Genomic DNA, 17,951 nt, shown 5'->3' with positions numbered 1-17,951 from the left:
CGGACAGCTGGATGCCCCGTCAGCGTCAAGGGCGGGTCATTGCGGCGCTGGCGATACCCCACTCATTTCTGTTGCCAGACGGTTCATCGCACGCGCCACCGATAGCGGCTGAAGCTGCAAATGCATTAAAGTCGGCGGTCTGCACGCGCGGCAGTAAAAAGCCCCGCCCATCTGCCAGAAGAGCCCGACGATGGAACACCGTGAAGCGCTGGTCGCATTACGCCAATTTCTCTCCACTCAGATTCTCGGCCAGGAAAAGCTCATCGAGCGTTTGCTGATCGCCCTGCTCGCCGACGGCCACCTGCTGGTCGAAGGCGCACCGGGTCTGGCCAAGACCAAGGCGATCAAGGAGCTGGCCGAGGGTATCGAGGGCGAGTTCCATCGCATTCAGTTCACTCCGGACCTGCTGCCTGCGGACATCACCGGCACCGAGATCTACCGCCCGGAAACCGGCAGCTTCGTGTTCCAGCAGGGGCCGATCTTCCACAACCTGGTGCTGGCCGACGAGATCAACCGCGCGCCGGCCAAGGTACAGTCGGCGCTGCTCGAAGCCATGGCCGAGCGCCAGGTCTCGGTCGGTCGCTCGACCTACGACCTGTCGCCGCTGTTCCTGGTCATGGCCACGCAGAACCCCATCGAACAGGAAGGCACCTACCCGCTGCCCGAAGCCCAGCTCGACCGCTTCCTGATGCACGTGAAGATCGGTTTTCCCGACGCAGCGGTGGAGCGCAAGATTCTCGCCCAGGCCCGTGGTGACGCGCTTAACGGTGAAGCCAAGCCTGAACATCGGGTCAGCCAGCAGGCGGTGTTCGCAGCGCGCAAGGAAATCCTCGGTCTGTACATGGCCGATGCGGTGGAGGAGTACCTGGTACAGCTGGTGATGGCCAGTCGCACGCCGGCCAAGTTCGATGCCGAGCTGGCCGACTGGATCGCTTACGGCGCCAGCCCACGCGGCTCCATCGCCCTCGACCGCTGCGCCCGCGCCCATGCCTGGCTGGCCGGGCGCGACTTCGTCAGCCCTGAGGATATCCAGGCAGTACTGTTCGACGTATTGCGCCATCGCATCATCCTGTCCTTCGAGGCGGAAGCCTCGGGCGTCGATCAGGACCGCGTGATCCAGCGCATCCTCGACGTGGTGGCGGTGGCCTGAATGCAGCCGCACGCTGCCGGCATGCTGGCCGTAGCCCGGATGCAATCCGGGAATGATCGTGTCCCACACCCGGATTGCATCCGGGCTACGGGCTGAAGCCCATGCAAACCCCAGCCAGCCACCCCGGCATCCATATCACCCTCGGCGAACTCATCGATATGCGCCACAAGGTGCATGAAGTGCCGCTGTTCTCTACACCGGCCAGGCGCAGCCCGCTGATCGGCCTGCATCACTCCAAACTACGCGGTCGCGGCGTGGACTTCGACCAGGTGCGTGTCTACCAGCCAGGCGACGACGTGCGCACCATCGACTGGCGCGTCACCGCACGCACCCAGGAGCCGCATACCAAGCTGTTCCACGAAGAGCGCGAGCGCCCCATCTTCATCATCAGCGAACAGAGCCAACGGCTGTTCTTCGGCTCTGGTCTGTGCTTCAAGTCGGTGTTGGCCGCACGCGCCGCCGCGCTGATCGGCTGGGCCGCGCTGGGCCATAACGACCGCATCGGCGGCCTGGTATTCGCCGACAACGAACATCACGAGGTCAAGCCACGGCGCAGCAAGCAGAGCCTGCTGCAACTGCTCAACCTGCTGGCCCGCGCCAATCAGGCGCTCGGCCCGGAGAGTCAGGCCAACACGGGCCGCGACAATTTTGGCCTGGCCCTGCGTCGCGCCCGCGAGGTGCTGCGCCCAGGCAGCCTGGTGATCGTGCTGTGCGATGAGCGCGCCCTCAGCGACAACGCCGAACAACAACTGACGCTGCTCGCGCGCCACACGGACCTGTTGCTGCTGCCGCTGTCTGATCCGCTCGATCACGCCCTGCCGGCCGCCGGCTTGCTGCGCTTCACCCAGAACGGTGCGCAGCTCGAACTCGACAGCCACAATGGCGACCTGCGCCAGGCGTATCGCAACCAGGCTCAGGCCCGAGAGGCGCGCTGGCAGCGCCTGGCGCAGAAACTCGGGGTACCCCTGCTGCCGCTGAGCACGCAGTTCGAGCTGGTCGAGCAATTGCAGGAACAGCTCAGCACACTGCATTCGAGAAAATCTCTATGAACCCCATCGACCAGTTGCAGCCGCTGATCGACCCGCCGCCCGTACCCTGGTGGCCGCCGGCCCCGGGCTGGTGGTTGCTGGCGGTGTTGCTGCCATTGCTGGCTTGGGGACTGTGGCGTTTGCTGCGCAAATGGCGACGTCGTACGCCCAAGGTGACCGCGGAGCAGGCGCTCGACCCACTGCGCCAGGCAGCGCTCGACGAACTGTCGCGCCTGAGCAAACCCTACGACGGCGCCCCGGCCGGCCCGTGGTTACAGCAACTCAACGCCCTGCTCAAACGCCTGTGCCGCGAACGCTATCCCGAAAGCGCCAGCCACACCCTGAGCAGCCGTGCCTGGCTGGCGTTTCTCGACAATCGCTGCCCGGCAGCAGGCCTGACCCGCTGGATGATCCTGGTCGATGGCAGCTACAGGCCGCAGTGCACGCTGAGCGACAAAGCCATCGTCGAGCTCGATCAGGCCATCGCCACCTGGATTCGCAAGCATGTTTGAGTTCGCCTGGCCCTGGGTCTTTCTGCTCGCGCCGCTGCCCTGGCTGCTGCGCCTGCTGCTGCCACCCGCCGATAGCGGTGATGCGGCGCTGCGCGTCGGCTTTCTCGACGAGCTGCAGGCGTTGAGCGGTCGTCGCGCTCGTGTTGCGCTACCCAGCTGGCGCCAGCAAGTGCCCCTGGTGCTGCTCTGGTGCCTGCTGCTGTGTGCCGCTGCCCGGCCGCAGTGGGTCGGCGAGCCACTGCCGTTGCCGGCCAGCGGTCGCGACCTGCTGCTCGCCGTGGATGTCTCCGGCTCCATGGATTACGCCGACATGCAGTGGGACGACGAGCCGATCAGCCGCCTCGAACTGGTCAAACGCCTACTCGGTGACTTCATCGAAGGCCGCCGTGGCGATCGCGTCGGCCTGATCCTGTTCGGTAGCCAGGCCTATCTGCAGGCACCGCTGACCTTCGACCGCCACACCGTGCGCACCTGGCTGGACGAGGCACTGATCGGCATCGCCGGCAAGAACACCGCCATCGGCGACGCCATCGGCCTGGCCGTGAAGCGCCTGCGCCAGCGTCCGGCGCAAAGTCGCGTGCTGGTGCTGATCACCGATGGCGCCAACAACGGCGGTGAAATCGATCCGATGGTGGCTGCGCAATTGGCCGCCGACGAAGGAGTGCGCATCTACACCATCGGTATCGGCGCCGACCCGCAGCAAAGCGGTGCCTTTGGCAACTTCGGTTTCAGCGCGCTGGACCTGGACGAAACCAGCCTGCGCGCCATCAGCGACGCCACGGGCGGCGAGTATTTCCGTGCCCGCGATCAGGCTGAGCTGCAACAGATCGAACTGACCCTTGATCGCCTTGAGCCCGTCGCCCAGCAACCCACCCTCGCCCGCCCGGCGCAGGCTCTCTATGCCTGGCCACTGGCGCTGGCGCTGCTGGGCTCGCTTGCACTGGTCAGCCAGGTGCTCTGGCCTGACCTGCTGCAGCGACTCAGGAGGCGCGTATGAGCATGCTCTGGCCGGAATGGCTGCGCCCATTGTGGTTGCTGGCCGTGCCCGTGCTGGCCTGGTTGCTCTGGCGCCTGTGGCATCGCGAACGCCAGAGTGGGCGCTGGCAACTGCTGCTGCCGGCAGCGTTCCATCAGGCGCTGCTCAAGGGCGGCAGCGGCCGCTCCAGCAAGCTGCCCTGGTTGGTCCTCGGCCTGGCCTGGCTGCTAGCCGTGCTGGCACTGCTCGGCCCCAGTTGGCAGCGCGTGGAGCAGAGCGTTCAGAAGCCTGCCGATCCGCTGCTGATCCTGCTCGAACTGACGCCGCAGATGCTCGCCACCGACGGCCGCCCCAATCGACTGGAGCAGGCCCGGCGCAAGCTGCTCGATCTGCTCGACGCACGTCGCGACGCGCAGACAGCGATCATCGTCTACGCCGGCAGTGCCCACAGCCTGGTGCCGCTATCCGATGACCTGGCCACCAGCCGTAACCTGCTGGAGGCGCTGAAACCCTCGCTGATGCCGGAGCCGGGCCGTCGCGCCGACCTGGCCGTCGCGCGCGCACTGCAACTGCTCGACCAGGCACAACTGGGCCAGGGTCGCCTGCTGCTGATTACCAGCGCCCTCAATGACGAGGAACGCAGCGGCATCCAACAGGCGCTGGAGAAGCGCTCGGTACCGTTGCTGGTTCTCGGTGTGGGCAGCCGCGAAGGCGCCCCGGTGGCGCAGGAAGACGGCAGCTTCCTCAAGGACCAGCGCGGCGCCATTCTGATCCCCCGCCTGGATGCACGCAGCCTGCGGGAAACCGCCGAGGCCCATGACGGCCGCTATGCGCCGATCCGCCTGGACGATGAAGACCTGCGTCGCCTGGGCCTGCTCGACGGCCCGCAGGCACTGCGCGCAGCGGGTGAGCCAACCTTGCTCGATAGCCATATCGACCAGGGCTACTGGCTGTTACTGCCCCTGCTGTTGCTGGCCGCCTGCGCCGGGCGCCGCGGCTGGCTGTTCTGCCTGCCGCTGCTGCTGATGCTGCCGCCACAAAGCAGCCAGGCCTTCGAACTCGACGACCTCTGGCTGCGCCCCGATCAGCAGGGCCAACGCCTGCTGGAAGCGCAACGTCCAGACGAGGCCGCGCAGCGCTTCGTCAATTCGCAATGGCAAGGCAAGGCCCTCTATGAGGCCGAGGATTATTCCGCCGCCGCAGAACGTTTCGCCAAGGGCGACAGCGCAGCCGATCACTACAATCGCGGCAATGCCCTGGCCAAGGCCGGCGAACTGGAGGCGGCGCTCGACGCCTACGAACAAGCCCTGGAACGCCAGCCGGAGCTCGCGGCAGCGCAGCACAACAAAGCCCTGGTAGAAGAAGCGCTGCGCCAGCGTGAGAATCAGCAGCAGTCAGGCAGTGGCGATTCGGACGAGCAGCAGGAGCCCGCCAACGAGCAGCCGGAGGCCAATGAGTCTTCGACCGGTCAGCCTGCCGAGAGCAACACCGCGCAACCCGCCAAGCCTGGCAGCACGGGCGAGAACAGTGAGCGCAGCGAAACACAGGGCAGCGCCAACGGCGCCGGCGAAGATGACGTGCAGCCCAGCAACGGCAGTGAAACCCTGGACGACGCCGAGCCCGTTGAAAAACCTCGCACGGAAGCCGACCTCGGCACCGCGGCAGAACGTCGGCAAGCGCTGGAACAATGGCTGCGGCAGATCCCGGATGATCCGGCGGAACTGCTGCGGCGCAAATTCTGGTATGAACAGCAACAGCGTCAGGACTCGAACCGATGAAGCGTCTGGTCTTCCTGCTTCTTCTACTGCTCGCGGGGCAGGCCTCTGCCGAAGCCTTTTTCGCCAGCGTCGACCGCACTCGCCTGAGCGAAGGCGAAACCGTGGTGCTGACGCTGGAGTCGACTGACCCGACCCGCTTCGGCCGCCCCGACCTGAGCCCGCTGGAGAAAGACTTCGAGGTGCTCGGCAGTCGCCAGGTCAATCGCCTGAGCAGCATCGGCGACACGCCACGCGCCAGCACCCGTTGGATCCTGACCCTGCAACCGCGCCGCAGTGGCGAGGTGACGATCCCGGCGATCCATCTGGAAGATGCCGAAACCCTGCCGATCACGCTCAACGTCGAAGAAGCCCTCAACGCAGGCAACGGCGAACAGCTGGCACCGGTATTCATCGATGCCAGCCTCGATCAGCCAAGCGTCTACGTACAGGCCCAGGCCGTACTGACCCTGCGCATCTACCACTCGGTTTCCATGTACGACGACAGCAACCTGACACCACTGCGGCTGCCTGACGCACGCGTCGAGCAACTGGGCGAACCGCGCACCTACGAAAAGAGCATCGGCGGCGTGTTGCACGGTGTGATCGAATTGCAGTACGCCATCTATCCGCAACGCAGCGGCGAGTTGGTGATCCCTGGGCAAACTTTCAGCGCAACACTGGTCGACAGCTCGCGCAGCAATGATTTCCTGCCATTCGGCCCACGCACCGGCAAGGTTTCTCGGGTCAAATCCCCCGATATTCCCCTACAGGTCAAACCCAAACCGGCGGACTACCCAGCTGATGCGCCCTGGCTGCCAGCGCGCGCGCTAGGCCTGGCGGAAACCTGGAACCCGCAACCGGAGCAGAGCCAGGTCGGCGACTCCCTGACCCGCCGCCTGATTCTCAAGGTTGACGGTCTCTCCAGCGCGCAACTGCCGCCCTTGCCGGCGACCCAGGTCGATGGGCTGCGCCGCTACCCGGATCAGCCGCAGATGAACGACCAGAAAAGCGAAAATGGCATCGTCGGTACCCGCGAAGAGCGCGAGGCACTGGTACCCAATCGCAGCGGCAGCTTCGACCTACCGCCCCTGGAAGTGCTGTGGTGGAATACCCAGACCGACACGCTGGAACGCACCAACCTGCAAGCCCGCACCTTGCAGGTCGCCGAAAACCCACAACTGCAGAGCGATGAACAGCCCAATACGCCGATGGTGACGCCCCAAGTGATCGAAGGGCCGGAGCTATGGCCCTGGCAACTGGCCTGCGCGCTGCTGAGCCTCACCACCCTGCTCGGTTTCGGCCTATGGTGGCATGCGCGTCGACAACCAGCGATCCAGCGTGCGGCACAGGCCGGCCCAAGCCCGCGCACGCTGCTCGATGACCTCAAGCGTGCCTGCCAGGCTGGCGACGCCCAGGCGACCCGCCATGCACTGGATGCCTGGGCCCGCCAACAGCCGGAAACCCTGGCCGACATGGCGGCGCGCTACGTGCCACTGTCGGACGCCCTCGATGGCCTCAACGGCGCGCTGTACAGCGAGAGCGGCCAGTTCTGGCAAGGTGAAGAGCTGTGGAAAGCCATTCGCAGCCTGCCCGCCAGCCAGGAACCCAGCGCGGCGCCGCAGGAAGGCAGCGCCCTGCCGCCGCTGTATCCACGCTAGGCGATACCCCGTAGGGCGGGCGCAACCCACCAATGGGTTCTGGCGGGTTGCACCCGCCCTACGCAGGAGTCTATCCGCAGTGCGATGCGCGCGATGGCGCTTGCAGGATACGCGGCCCGAGGCGTTCAACGGGTAGGGTGGGCTTCAGCCCACCGACAGCGGCTGGCCTTGGTGGGCTGAAGCGGATCGCCGCCCGGCCCACCCTACGTACTGCATGGCCGCAATCAGCCGTGCGTGAGCCTGACCTGGGTAGGGTGCGCCGTGCGCACCGGCTTCCTGCACCGAGGTGCCCTAACGACTGACGTCCAGCCAGCAAACGCTTTCTCCAGGCAGCGACTCAGACGGTCACCTCGCCTGCATGAGCGCAATTGGCGGTGCGCACAGCGCACCCTACGTGATCGCAGGCACGCGGTGTTTCCCATGACCCATAACGAAAAAACCGCGGCCCGAGGGCCGCGGTTTTCGTTGAACGCTACCTGCCTTAGTGAGCCAGCAGCGAACCACCCTTCTTGCCCACCAGCTTCTCGGGCTTGATCAGGAAGCGCGCCAGGGCCGGCAGCAGCAGCATGGCACCGAACATGTTGACGATGAACATGAAGGTCAGCATCAGCCCCATATCGGCCTGGAACTTGATCGCCGAGAACATCCAGGTCGCTACGCCGATGGCCAGGCACAGACCGGTAAACAGTACCGCCTTACCGGTCGACTTGAGCGTCTGGTAGTAGGCCTCTTGCAGCGGAAGACCCGCACGCAGGAAGCTCTCCAGGCGGCTGTAGATGTAGATGCCGTAATCCACACCGATACCCACGCCGAGTGCGATCACCGGCAGGGTCGCGACCTTCATGCCGATGCCGAGCCAGGCCATCAGGGCGTTGCCGAGGATCGACGTGAGGATCAGCGGCAGCACGATGCAGATCATCGCCGGGATCGAGCGGAAGGTGATCAGGCACATGATCGCCACCCACAGGTACACCAGCGTCAGCATCAGCAGTTCGGAGGTGGAGATCACATCGTTGGTGGCCGCCTCGATACCGGCGTTACCGGACGCCAGGAGGAACTCCAGGCCTTCGCGGTTGTGCTCGTCGGCGAACGTCTGCACGGCCGCGACGGTACGCTTGAGCGTCTCGGCCTTGTGATCCTCGAGGAACAGCAGCACCGGCGCCAACGAGCAATCGGCGTTGTACAGACCGTCGGCACGGGCGATGGAGTTGTTCAGCACGTCCTGGTTACGCGACAGGGTTTCCCATTTCAGGTTGCCCTCGTTCATGCCCTTGATCAGCTGCTTGGACACCGTGACCATGGAGATCGCGGACTGCACACCCTTGGTGTTCTCCATCTTCCACATCAGCTCGTCCATGGCCGACAGTGCTTCGTAGGTCGAGCACTTTTCCGGCGCGGTCTTGACCATCACCACCAGCACGTCAGAGCTGGTCGAGTAGTTCTGGATGATGAAGTCGTTGTCCAGGTTGTAGCGCGAATCGGGACGCAGTTCCGGCGCACCCTGGTCGAGGTCGCCGACCTGCAGGTGGGCCTTCTGGTAGAAGAAGCAGCTGACCCCAGCCAGCAGCCCCAGCACCACCATGAATGGCGCTACGTTGGGATGGGCGACCTTGGACAGCACGCGCCACATCGGCTTCTCGGTGACTTCGTCACGCTTGCTGCGCTCAATGGCCTTCTTGCTGATACCCAGGTAGGAAATCGCTACCGGCAGCAGGATCAGGTTGGTGAAGACGATAACCAGCACACCGATCGACGCACCGATGGCCAGCTCGTGGATCACGCCAATGTCGATGATCAGCAGCGCGATGAAGCCAACGGCGTCCGCCAGGATGGCGATCATGCCGGGCAGGAACAGCTGGCGGAAGGTACGCCGCGCCGCCATCAGCGAGTTCTCGGCACCGCTGGACTGCAGGGCGATACCGTTGATCTTCTGCACGCCGTGGGACACACCGATGGCGAAGATCAGGAACGGCACCAGCATCGAGTATGGATCGAGACCGAAACCGACCAGGTGCATCAGACCCAACTGCCAGACCACCGCGATCAGGGTGGTGACCAGCACGCCGATGGTGCTGCGAATACACCAGCTGAACCAGTACAGCAGCACGAAGGTAATCAGCAGTACGATGGCGAAGAAGCCCACCACCATGATCAGGCCATCGATCAGGTCACCGACCTTCTTGGCGAAGCCGACGATGTGAACCTGTACGTTGGGGTCCTGCTGCTGGTACTTGTCGCGAATCTTCTCTTCCAGCTCGTGGGAGAACTTCTGGTAGTCCAGTTTGATCAGCTTGCCCTGGTCATTCGGGTCCGGGTAGGACTCCAGCAGCGGCACGTCGATGATGCTCGACTTGAAGTTGTTCGCCACCAGGCGGCCGATCTGCCCGGACTTGAGCACGTTGCTGCGCAGTTCTTCGAGGCTCTGCGCGCTGCCGTCGTAGGTCTGCGGGATTACTTCGCCACCGGCGAAGCCTTCCTCGGTCACTTCGGTCCAGCGCACGCTGGGACTCCACAGCGACTTCAGGTTGGAGCGGTCGACACCATTGATGTAGAAGACTTCGTCATGGATCTGCCGCAGCGTTTCCATGTACTCCTTGGAGAAGATGTCGCCTTCCTTGGCTTCAACTGAAATACGCACGGTGTTGCCAAGGTTGGCCAGGTCATTGCGGTGCTCCATCATCTTCTCGATGAAGGGGTGCGACAGCGGAATCATCTTCTCGAAGCTGGTCGAGGGGCGAACCTGGGTGGCCTGATAAAGCAGGAAGATGGTGGTCAGCAGGCAGAGCAGAATAACCGCCGGCCGATTGTTGAAGATCAGGCGCTCGAGAAAGCTCGCCTTGTCCTGGTGATGATCGGTCATCAAAGACTACCCCTTGTTATTGTGCGGTCGGCGTAGCGCCAGTGGGTGTAGCCAGGCGAACACCGCCCTGCCCAACCAGAACCAGTTGACCCTTGTCGCCTGCAGCCACGGCTGCCAACGACAGACGATCCGGACGGTTGAACAGACTGAAACTGCGCCCGCCGTCCTCACTTTTCAGTACCGTGCCGCCATGGCCGACAACCACGATAGAGCCGTCAGCCAGCAACACAGCACCCGACAGACCGAATTCCAGAGGACCGTTGCCGGGGGTATCCAGGCGAATCTGTTGCCAGCTGCCACCGAAATCGGTGGAGCGGAACAAGTGGCCACGCAGACCGTAGGCCAACAGCACACCACTCTGATCAGTACCGATCACGCCGAACAGCGACCCCTCGTAGGGCGGCTCTTCGATCTTCTCCCAGTTCTCGCCCCAGTCGGCCGAACGGAACATCGAGCCCATCTCGCCGACGATGAACAAGCCGCTGTCCTTGACCGCAGCGATGCCGTTGAGGTGATAGGCATCTTCGTTATCGAGGCGGTCGCTGACGTCTTCCCAGCTCTTGCCACCGTCCAGGGTTTCCAACAGCGCACCGTAGGCGCCAACGGCAAAGCCCTGATTGGCGTCCTTGAACCAGATATCCAGCAGCGGCGCTTCACGCTCCAGGTCATCGAACTGCTTGACCCAGGTTTCGCCGCCATCGGTGGTGGCGAGAATCACAGCATCATGGCCGACGGCCCAGCCGTGCTGCGCATCGAGAAAGAACAGGGACGTGAGCATCTGCCGGGTCGGCACCTTGGCCTGCACCCAGGTCTGCCCCTGATCATTGGAGTAGAGAATGTGCCCTCGGTCGCCGGCCGCAACCAGGCGCTGACCGGTGTTGACGACATCGAGTAGGAGGCTGTGAACCGCCCTCGGCGATTCGATGGAATAACCGGCCCCTGCTACGGCTGAGGTCTCAGCCTGTGCGGGTACGGCGGCAATAGCCAGAACGGAAAGCACACTGCACAGCGAGAGCGCTTTGGCCAGCGGCGAATGGACACGGAGCGCCGGGTTACGCGCCAGAATCGACGCCAGACCGGACTGGGTGCGCCGCATGACGGGCTCACTCATATACCTTCCCCCTTTCTTGTTATAGGCGGTACTGCCTTTTTAACAGGCCACTCATCCTAGCGAGCTTCAGAAAGCCCTGACAATCAGCGCGACGTTATGTTTTGTAAGCCTGAACCGCTTTAACACAGCCTATTCGCCGAGCTGATACGAAAAGGCCGCTACTAACTGTAGCGGCCTTCGCGTGAGACTACACGACTATTATCGTGTGCCGCGGCGACGCAGGGCAGCCGGCTTGAAGTAACCGTCGTCCGGAGTGGCCTGGGTGAAGTCGATGGTGTTGCTCTCTTCGTTATCCAGGTTTTGCACGTGGTAACGACGCGCCTGCAGATCATGGAACACATCGAGTGCGGACCAGGTGGTCGGCAAATCGTAGTAGTTCTTCAGGTAAGCGATGGACACACGCCACAGCTCGCCACGACCGTCGTACTGATCCACCACCGCAGCCTGCCAGCTGTCCTCATCGAGGAACAGGGTGCGCTTGGAGTAGATGTGGCGAGCGCCGGACTTCAGCGTACCCTCGACGACCCACACACGATGCAACTCGTTACGGGTCAGCGCCGGGTTTAGGTGACCGACCTGCAGCAGATCCTTGTACTTAACGTCAGGGCTGGTGACCTTGTAGTTGTTGTACGGGATGTAGATTTCCTTCTTGCCGACCAGTTTCCAGTCATAGCGATCCGGAGCACCGTTGAACATGTCGGTGTCGTCGGCAGTGCGCAGCCCGTCAGCAGCAGCGATCGGGGTGTCGTAGGCCAGGTTCGGTGCACGACGCACGCGGCGCTGACCAGCGTTGTAGCCCCAGGCCTGACGCGGCTCTTTTACCTGATCGAGGGTCTCGTGAACCAGTACCGCACCGCCGGCCAGACGCGCCGGGCTGGTGGTGAAGGACAGGTAATAGAACATGATGTTGTTCAGGTTGGCGAAGGAGCCGTTCTGCAGGTAGTACTTGAACAGCGCCTCCTGCTGGGAAGTGACCAGCGAGTAGGCACCGTTACGCTGTACCGCCACTTCCGAAGCACGGCGTACGATGTAGGTACCGCGGTAGCGGGCGATGTGGTTCCACAGCGCCTCAACACCGTTCTGCGGGATCGGGAACGGGATACCACCATAGGCATCGGAGAAGCCGTTGCCGCCATCGACCAGCTTTGCAGTGCTGGCGTTCTTGATGGTGTTGTCATAGACCCACTGCGGCGCGGAGCCGGAGCGACGGGTCTGGTACACCGGCATCTGGTAGGTTTCCGGGTAGGCCTTGAACAGGGCGATCTGACCGGGTGTCAGGTTGGCCTCGTATTGGCTCAGGTTGGCCGCAGTGATGGTGAACAGCGGCTTGTCTTCCGGGAACGGGTCGACGTGATGCTGGCCGGAACGGGTGTAGCTAGCCGGCGCCTGGGTGATGCCACCGGTCCAGGCCGGAATGGTGCCGGCAGCATTGCCAGCCTTCTCGGCACCGAAAGGAGTCAGGGTGTCACCGAGCTTGGCAGCTTCCTGCGAGGAAACGGCAGCCAGTGCGGAGCTGGCGGAAAACGCCAGTGCAACGGCTACGGCCATCAGCCTGTGCTTGTTCAGCATGGGTAATTCTCCGTGAAGAGTATTGCCGGGCGCCCAAGAGCGCCTGGCGTGTTTCTGGTTATAGGTACACAGGGTTTCTGCACAGCAGCAAAGCAGGCATGTGCAGACGCCCCTTAGAAGGAGTACTTGACGTTCAGGCCAATATTGTCGCGATCACGCGAACCGTTGTTCTGGCCAGCGCCATAGAACTCGGTGTACTGGATCTCGGCTTCCAGGCTGTTCAGGTAGCTGGCGCGCATCCCGACGGTGTAAGCCTTACGACCCTCGATGAAGTTGCCGGTCTGGTGCGAGTTGCCTTCGAAGTCGTGCTTGAACACAGCGAACGGCGACAGGTTCACACCGGCGTAGACGTCGTTCCAGGTACCAGAGAGCACCAGGGTGTAACCGTAGGCGTTCTTGTTGACTTGATCATCACGGTCGTAGCCGGAGATATAGGAACCGTTACCACGGCCGGCGTAGTAGCGCGTGCCGTTGCGAGAGTTGTACTGCAGACTGTCGCCACGCAGGTGCTCCGAGGCCAGTTCGGCAACGCCGAACAGCGAGTCGAAGCCAAAGCTCGGGCCGAAGTTGTAGATCGTGCCCAGGGAGGTGTTAAACGCTTCAACGCGGGTGTAGTTATGAATTTGATCACCCAGCTGCACTTGCTGGCCACCGATATTCACACTACCGCCGCCAGCCAGTTGAGGAGCCTGGGTCAGCAGATCGCCAAGCAGGTCGTTGGTTGCGGCGATACCGACCGGCAGGTTCGGGCGGTAAGACAATTCACCAAACACCGATGCATTGCCAACGGTGGTGTTGAAGCTAAAGCCGTACATGCGGATATCTTCGACATACTCGCGACGGGCATTGACCTGGTTAGCAACGTCGATGGTGGCCACGCCGCCAGCGGCGTTAGTCACGGCATTGGTCAACGCATTCGAATAAGCAGTAGCCAACGCAGGGTTGAGGGCCGGGTTGGCCAGTACAGCTTGCAGGGTGGCAACCGATACGCCTGCCTGAGCTGCCACTGCCTGTTGTACTTGAGGAGTCAAGGCCCCTTGTACCTGACCTGCAATAGCAGCGAGATCAAGTCCCGTATATGCGCCCAGATCCGCATAAATAGTCGGTTCTTTGGCATGGTAGTTGACAAAGTAGAAACCAAACTCGGTGGAATTCAGTTCTTCAGCAATATAACGGAACGCGACACCGAACTGGCCATCGTTCTTGGCATTGATATCCGGCCCAACACTGGCCACCTTGATATTGCCGTTACCGTCAACGGTACGGCCACCTTGCAGGCCGCCCACTCCCGCAGCGCTTAAACCGGAATACAGGCCACCCAGCGGAATCAGAGCTCTCTGAGTCGAGTAGGCGGTATTACCACCATCAGCAAACAAATCGGTCTCGGAGAAGTAGGTACCCACCGGATCGATAGCGGTCTCTTTCCAGTTGAACTGGTAGAAAGTTTCCATCGACAGGTTGTCGGTCAGACCGATGTTGAAGCTCAGCGCCTCGACCGGCACTAGCACTTCCTTCACTTCCGAGCCCGGCAGGCGGAACTTGGCGGCGTCGACTGGGTTGGTGGTATTTACACCGTTGCGATAGAACAGGCCTTCACCCCAGTTGAAAACCTGCTTACCCAGACGACCGGAAACCGGCATGTTGCCAACATCCCAGTTGCCATAGACGTAGGCGTCGAGGATCTGCGCATCACGGCCAGCCTTGTGACGGGTTTCACGGGTAAAGCTGTTATCACGCGGCGCACTCTGGCTCGGCTGAGCCGGCGAGTTGGCGTCGTAGTAGTCGTTGCGCTTGTCCATGATCTGGGTGTCATAGAAAGCAGTACCGCGAATGAAAACACCGTAGTTACGGTAGGAGGCTTCCAGATCACTGGTGATCTTGAATACTTCGGAAACCAAGCCGGTATCGAAATTACGATTACCGTCGTTGGTGTTGATGTCGTCGTTGGTCTTGTCCTGGCCCTGAACACGCCACAGCTGACCGTAGGAGACGGTGGTATCGATGGAACCGGTGATTTCGTTATCGGCGAAGCTGAACTCCACCGCTTGAGCCTGGGCGGCGACCAGCAATGGCAGAACACCAGCGAACGCAAAGCCGGCCTTGGCCGGGGCAAAACGTAGAACGGGCTTGCGGGACTTAATTTCCATCGAGACTCACTCCGTGGACAGATCATTCTTTTGAGCGATCCCGTAACCGGGTCGCGATATGCCGTACTGGCGACGGCTTGTTTTTATTTGCAGCAACGTGTTCAAACGACCGAATGCGTCAACGCACGGTCAAGTCGCGCTTGCTGTTGCAACCATGGTGCCAATTCAAACGGGCGTATCAGTGCAAACAGGCTTGCGAGAGGCTGCGAGCGGTTTCTTTTCGTGACTGATCAGCCATTGACCAACGCGTCAGCTATTCCATGAAAAAATGGCGCACCTTGTCCTACGATCCGACGCTTTATGCCACTGACCGTGGGCCTTGTGGCGATACGAGACTGCGAAGAAAAATTCGCTGTCAAGCTACAAAGCCCTAACTTAAGTGTGCAAACGAATAACGAATCGCATACATATTTCATTGGGTAACAAAAAAGTGTTACCAACCAGAGGCAGGTAACACTTCTTGTGGAGCAAAACCCGTCTTAGGCCAGGCTTTTGCTCACCACCTCGTAGACGTCGCTGGACAGCTCGCCGGAAGCGAGGATGCGCTCCAGTTCGGCCTTCATCAGCGCCTGACGGGCTGCGCCGTATTTGCGCCAGCGGGTCAGCGGCGCCAGCAGGCGCGAGGCGATCTGCGGATTGAGGGCGTTGAGGGTAATCACCTGATCGGCGAGAAAGCGGTAGCCCGCCCCGTCCGCGTGATGAAAGTTGATCAGGTTCTGGTTGGCGAAGGCACCGATCAGCGCACGCACCTTGTTCGGGTTCTTCAGGGTAAAGGCTTCGTGCTGCATCAATGCGTGCACGCGCTCCAGACCACCCGGCAGTGGGCAGCCGGCCTGCACGCTGAACCACTGGTCCATGACCAGCGCATCGTCCTTGAAGAAGTCGGCGAACATCGTCAGCGCTTTGCCCTGCTCCTCCTGGAACGGCGAGTTGACCAGCACAGCCAGGGCCGACAAGCGCTCGGTCATGTTGTCGGCGTTTTCGAACTGGTCGACGCAAGCCGCCAGCACCTCGGGCTTCTCGCTGAGCATCAAGTAGGACAGCGCGATGTTCTGTAGGCTGCGACGAGCGAAGTGCGCCGCCTCGGCCACATAGGGCGTCGCCTTGGAGACGTCGCGCTTGGCCTGGTAGCGCGCCCACAGCGGGGCGAACAGCGCGGTGGACAACGCCTTACGGGCGAACTCGCGCGCGGCGTGGATGGCTTCGACATCAGCCACGTCGCTGATCTCGGTGAGATACGCCTCGCCTGGCAGCGAGAGCATTTCCGCGACCATGGCCTGATCCAGCGACTCGTCTTCGAGCAGGGTGCGCAGGGCGGCGACCAGGCGCTGATCCAAAACCAGGGCTTCGCCGCGCTGGTGCTGACCGATCAGCTCCTGCAGCACCTGCACGGACAACTGCTGGCCCGACTCCCAGCGGTTGAAACCATCGCTGTCATGCTGCATGAGGAACATCAGTTGGTCGCGGTCATAGGGGAACTGCAGCTTGACCGGTGCGCTGAAGCCGCGCAGCAAGGAGGGTAGCGGCTTCTCGGCAATGCCTTCGAAAGTGAAGGTCTGCTCGGCTTCGGTCACCGACAATACGCGGTCGGTGCCCTGCGCGGCGCTCTCGCCTTGCAGGCGCAGCGGCAGCTCGTTGCCCTGCGCGTCGAGCAGGCCGAGCGCCACCGGAATCACGAACGGCAGTTTCTCACTCTGCCCCGGTGTGGCCGGGCAGCTCTGGCGGAAGGTCAGGCTGTAGGTCTGCGCGGCGGCGTCATAGGCCTCGCTGACCGCCAGACGCGGCGTGCCGGCCTGGGTGTACCAGCGCTTGAACTGGGTCAGGTCGATACCGCTGGCATCTTCCATGGCCTTGACGAAGTCGTCGCAGGTCACGGCCTGGCCATCGTGGCGCTCGAAGTACAGGTCCGAGCCTTTGCGGAACAGCTCCGGGCCGAGCAGGGTGTGGATCATGCGCAGCACTTCCGAACCCTTCTCGTAGATGGTCAGGGTGTAGAAGTTGGAGATTTCCATGTACGCGTCCGGGCGCACCGGGTGGGCCATGGGGCCAGCGTCCTCGGCGAACTGGTGGGTACGCAGATAGGCCACATCCTCGATGCGCTTGACGGTACGCGAATGGGTGTCGGCGGAAAACTCGCTGTCGCGGAACACGGTGAAGCCTTCCTTGAGCGACAACTGGAACCAGTCGCGGCAGGTCACGCGGTTGCCCGACCAGTTGTGGAAATACTCGTGCGCCACCACCGCCTCGACACGCTGGTGCGCGGCATCAGTAGCGGTCTCGGCCTTGGCCAGCACGCAACTGGAGTTGAAGATATTGAGGCCCTTGTTCTCCATGGCGCCCATGTTGAAGTCGTTGACCGCGACGATCATGAAGATATCCAGGTCGTACTCGCGGCCATAGACCTCCTCGTCCCACTTCATCGAGCGCTTGAGGCTGTCCATGGCGTGCTGCACCTTGTCGATGTTCTCCGGCTCGACGTAGATGCGCAGCGCCACTTCGCGATTGCTCATGGTGGTGAAGCTGTCTTCCACACACCAGAGATCACCGGCGACCAGAGCGAACAGATAGGCCGGCTTCTTGAACGGATCTTCCCAGGTCGCCCAGTGACGACCACCCTCTTCCGAGCCGCTGGCAATCGGGTTGCCGTTGGACAACAGCACCGGGTAGGCATGCTGCTCGGCGCTGACCGTGGTGGTGAATTTGCTCATCACGTCCGGGCGGTCGAGGTAGAAGATGATCTTGCGAAAACCCTCGGCCTCGCACTGGGTGCAGAACATCGTGCCGGACTTGTACAGGCCTTCCAGCGCGGTGTTGCTTTCCGGGTGGATGCGCACGCTGCTGTCGAGCACGAAGCTCTCCTGAGTCGGCTGCAGGCTCAGGTGGCTGTCGGTGAGCGTGTAGTCGCCCTCGCCCAGCTCACGGTCATCGAGCTTGAGGTCCAGCAGTTCGAGCTGCTGGCCGTCCAGTACCAGCGTGGGCAAGCCGGCACCGGCTTCGGGATTGCGGCGCATGACCAGTTGCGCGTGTACGAGGCTGTGATCCTCGAACAGTTCGAAGGTCAGGTGGGTCTCGTCGATCAGGTAGTCGGGAACCTGATAGTCCTTGAGGTAGATGGTCTTGGATTGTTCGGTGCGCATGGCGGAGCCTCTTCAAGGCAGCTGCAAGCTTCAAGCCGCACGCTGC

At 62.3% G+C, this 17,951-nt stretch carries 11 protein-coding genes; 6 read left to right on the top strand and 5 right to left on the bottom strand.

The features are described 5' to 3' along the window. Positions 1-190 precede the first annotated feature (190 nt). The 6 genes from BM059_RS05135 to BM059_RS05110 all read left to right on the top strand — a co-directional run bounded on the left by BM059_RS05135 (position 191) and on the right by BM059_RS05110 (position 7,081). Positions 191-1,150 (top strand): AAA family ATPase, encoded by a 960-nt coding sequence (locus tag BM059_RS05135; RefSeq protein ID WP_003460622.1) that lies wholly within the window; start codon positions 191-193, stop codon positions 1,148-1,150. Positions 1,151-1,251: 101 nt separating this feature from the next. Beyond that, positions 1,252-2,199, top strand: coding sequence for a DUF58 domain-containing protein (locus BM059_RS05130; protein ID WP_037004323.1), 948 nt, complete (start codon positions 1,252-1,254; stop codon positions 2,197-2,199). Beyond that, entirely contained in the window at positions 2,196-2,690 is a 495-nt protein-coding gene (locus BM059_RS05125) for a DUF4381 domain-containing protein (protein WP_037004322.1), read from the top strand. Before BM059_RS05130 ends, BM059_RS05125 begins: the two co-directional genes overlap by 4 nt. Beyond that, a complete protein-coding gene (locus BM059_RS05120) occupies positions 2,683-3,687 on the top strand; it encodes a vWA domain-containing protein (RefSeq protein ID WP_074937148.1) in 1,005 nt (334 codons plus the stop codon). Before BM059_RS05125 ends, BM059_RS05120 begins: the two co-directional genes overlap by 8 nt. Continuing rightward, positions 3,684-5,444, top strand: a complete 1,761-nt coding sequence (locus BM059_RS05115; protein ID WP_074937145.1) for a VWA domain-containing protein — start codon at positions 3,684-3,686, stop codon at positions 5,442-5,444. Before BM059_RS05120 ends, BM059_RS05115 begins: the two co-directional genes overlap by 4 nt. After that, the gene (locus BM059_RS05110; protein WP_074937142.1) at positions 5,441-7,081 is read left to right on the top strand and encodes a BatD family protein; all 1,641 of its coding nucleotides are present in this window, start codon (positions 5,441-5,443) and stop codon (positions 7,079-7,081) included. The genes BM059_RS05115 and BM059_RS05110 overlap by 4 nt, the downstream gene beginning before the upstream one ends. 481 nt (positions 7,082-7,562) lie before the next feature. Here the strand turns inward: BM059_RS05110 and BM059_RS05105 are convergent, their stop codons facing one another. The 5 genes from BM059_RS05105 to pepN form a co-directional block, all read right to left on the bottom strand. Beyond that, positions 7,563-9,941, bottom strand: coding sequence for an efflux RND transporter permease subunit (locus BM059_RS05105; protein ID WP_037004315.1), 2,379 nt, complete (start codon positions 9,939-9,941; stop codon positions 7,563-7,565). Positions 9,942-9,957: 16 nt separating this feature from the next. Beyond that, positions 9,958-11,037, bottom strand: a complete 1,080-nt coding sequence (locus BM059_RS05100) for a WD40/YVTN/BNR-like repeat-containing protein (RefSeq protein ID WP_074937138.1) — start codon at positions 11,035-11,037, stop codon at positions 9,958-9,960. Positions 11,038-11,250: 213 nt separating this feature from the next. Further along, complete coding sequence (locus BM059_RS05095; RefSeq protein ID WP_074937135.1) at positions 11,251-12,621, bottom strand: DUF1329 domain-containing protein; 1,371 nt, start codon at positions 12,619-12,621, stop codon at positions 11,251-11,253. A 113-nt stretch (positions 12,622-12,734) separates the two neighbouring features. After that, positions 12,735-14,768, bottom strand: coding sequence for a DUF1302 domain-containing protein (locus BM059_RS05090; protein ID WP_074937133.1), 2,034 nt, complete (start codon positions 14,766-14,768; stop codon positions 12,735-12,737). Positions 14,769-15,247: 479 nt separating this feature from the next. Then, positions 15,248-17,905, bottom strand: a complete 2,658-nt coding sequence (pepN, locus tag BM059_RS05085; protein WP_074937130.1) for an aminopeptidase N — start codon at positions 17,903-17,905, stop codon at positions 15,248-15,250. Positions 17,906-17,951 lie beyond the last annotated feature (46 nt).

Source organism: Ectopseudomonas composti, assembly GCF_900115475.1.
In the GTDB taxonomy this organism is placed as follows: Bacteria; Pseudomonadota; Gammaproteobacteria; order Pseudomonadales; family Pseudomonadaceae; genus Aquipseudomonas; species Aquipseudomonas composti.
Note: the sequence above shows the minus strand (reverse complement) of the source record. Positions and strands in the feature narration are given on the sequence as shown.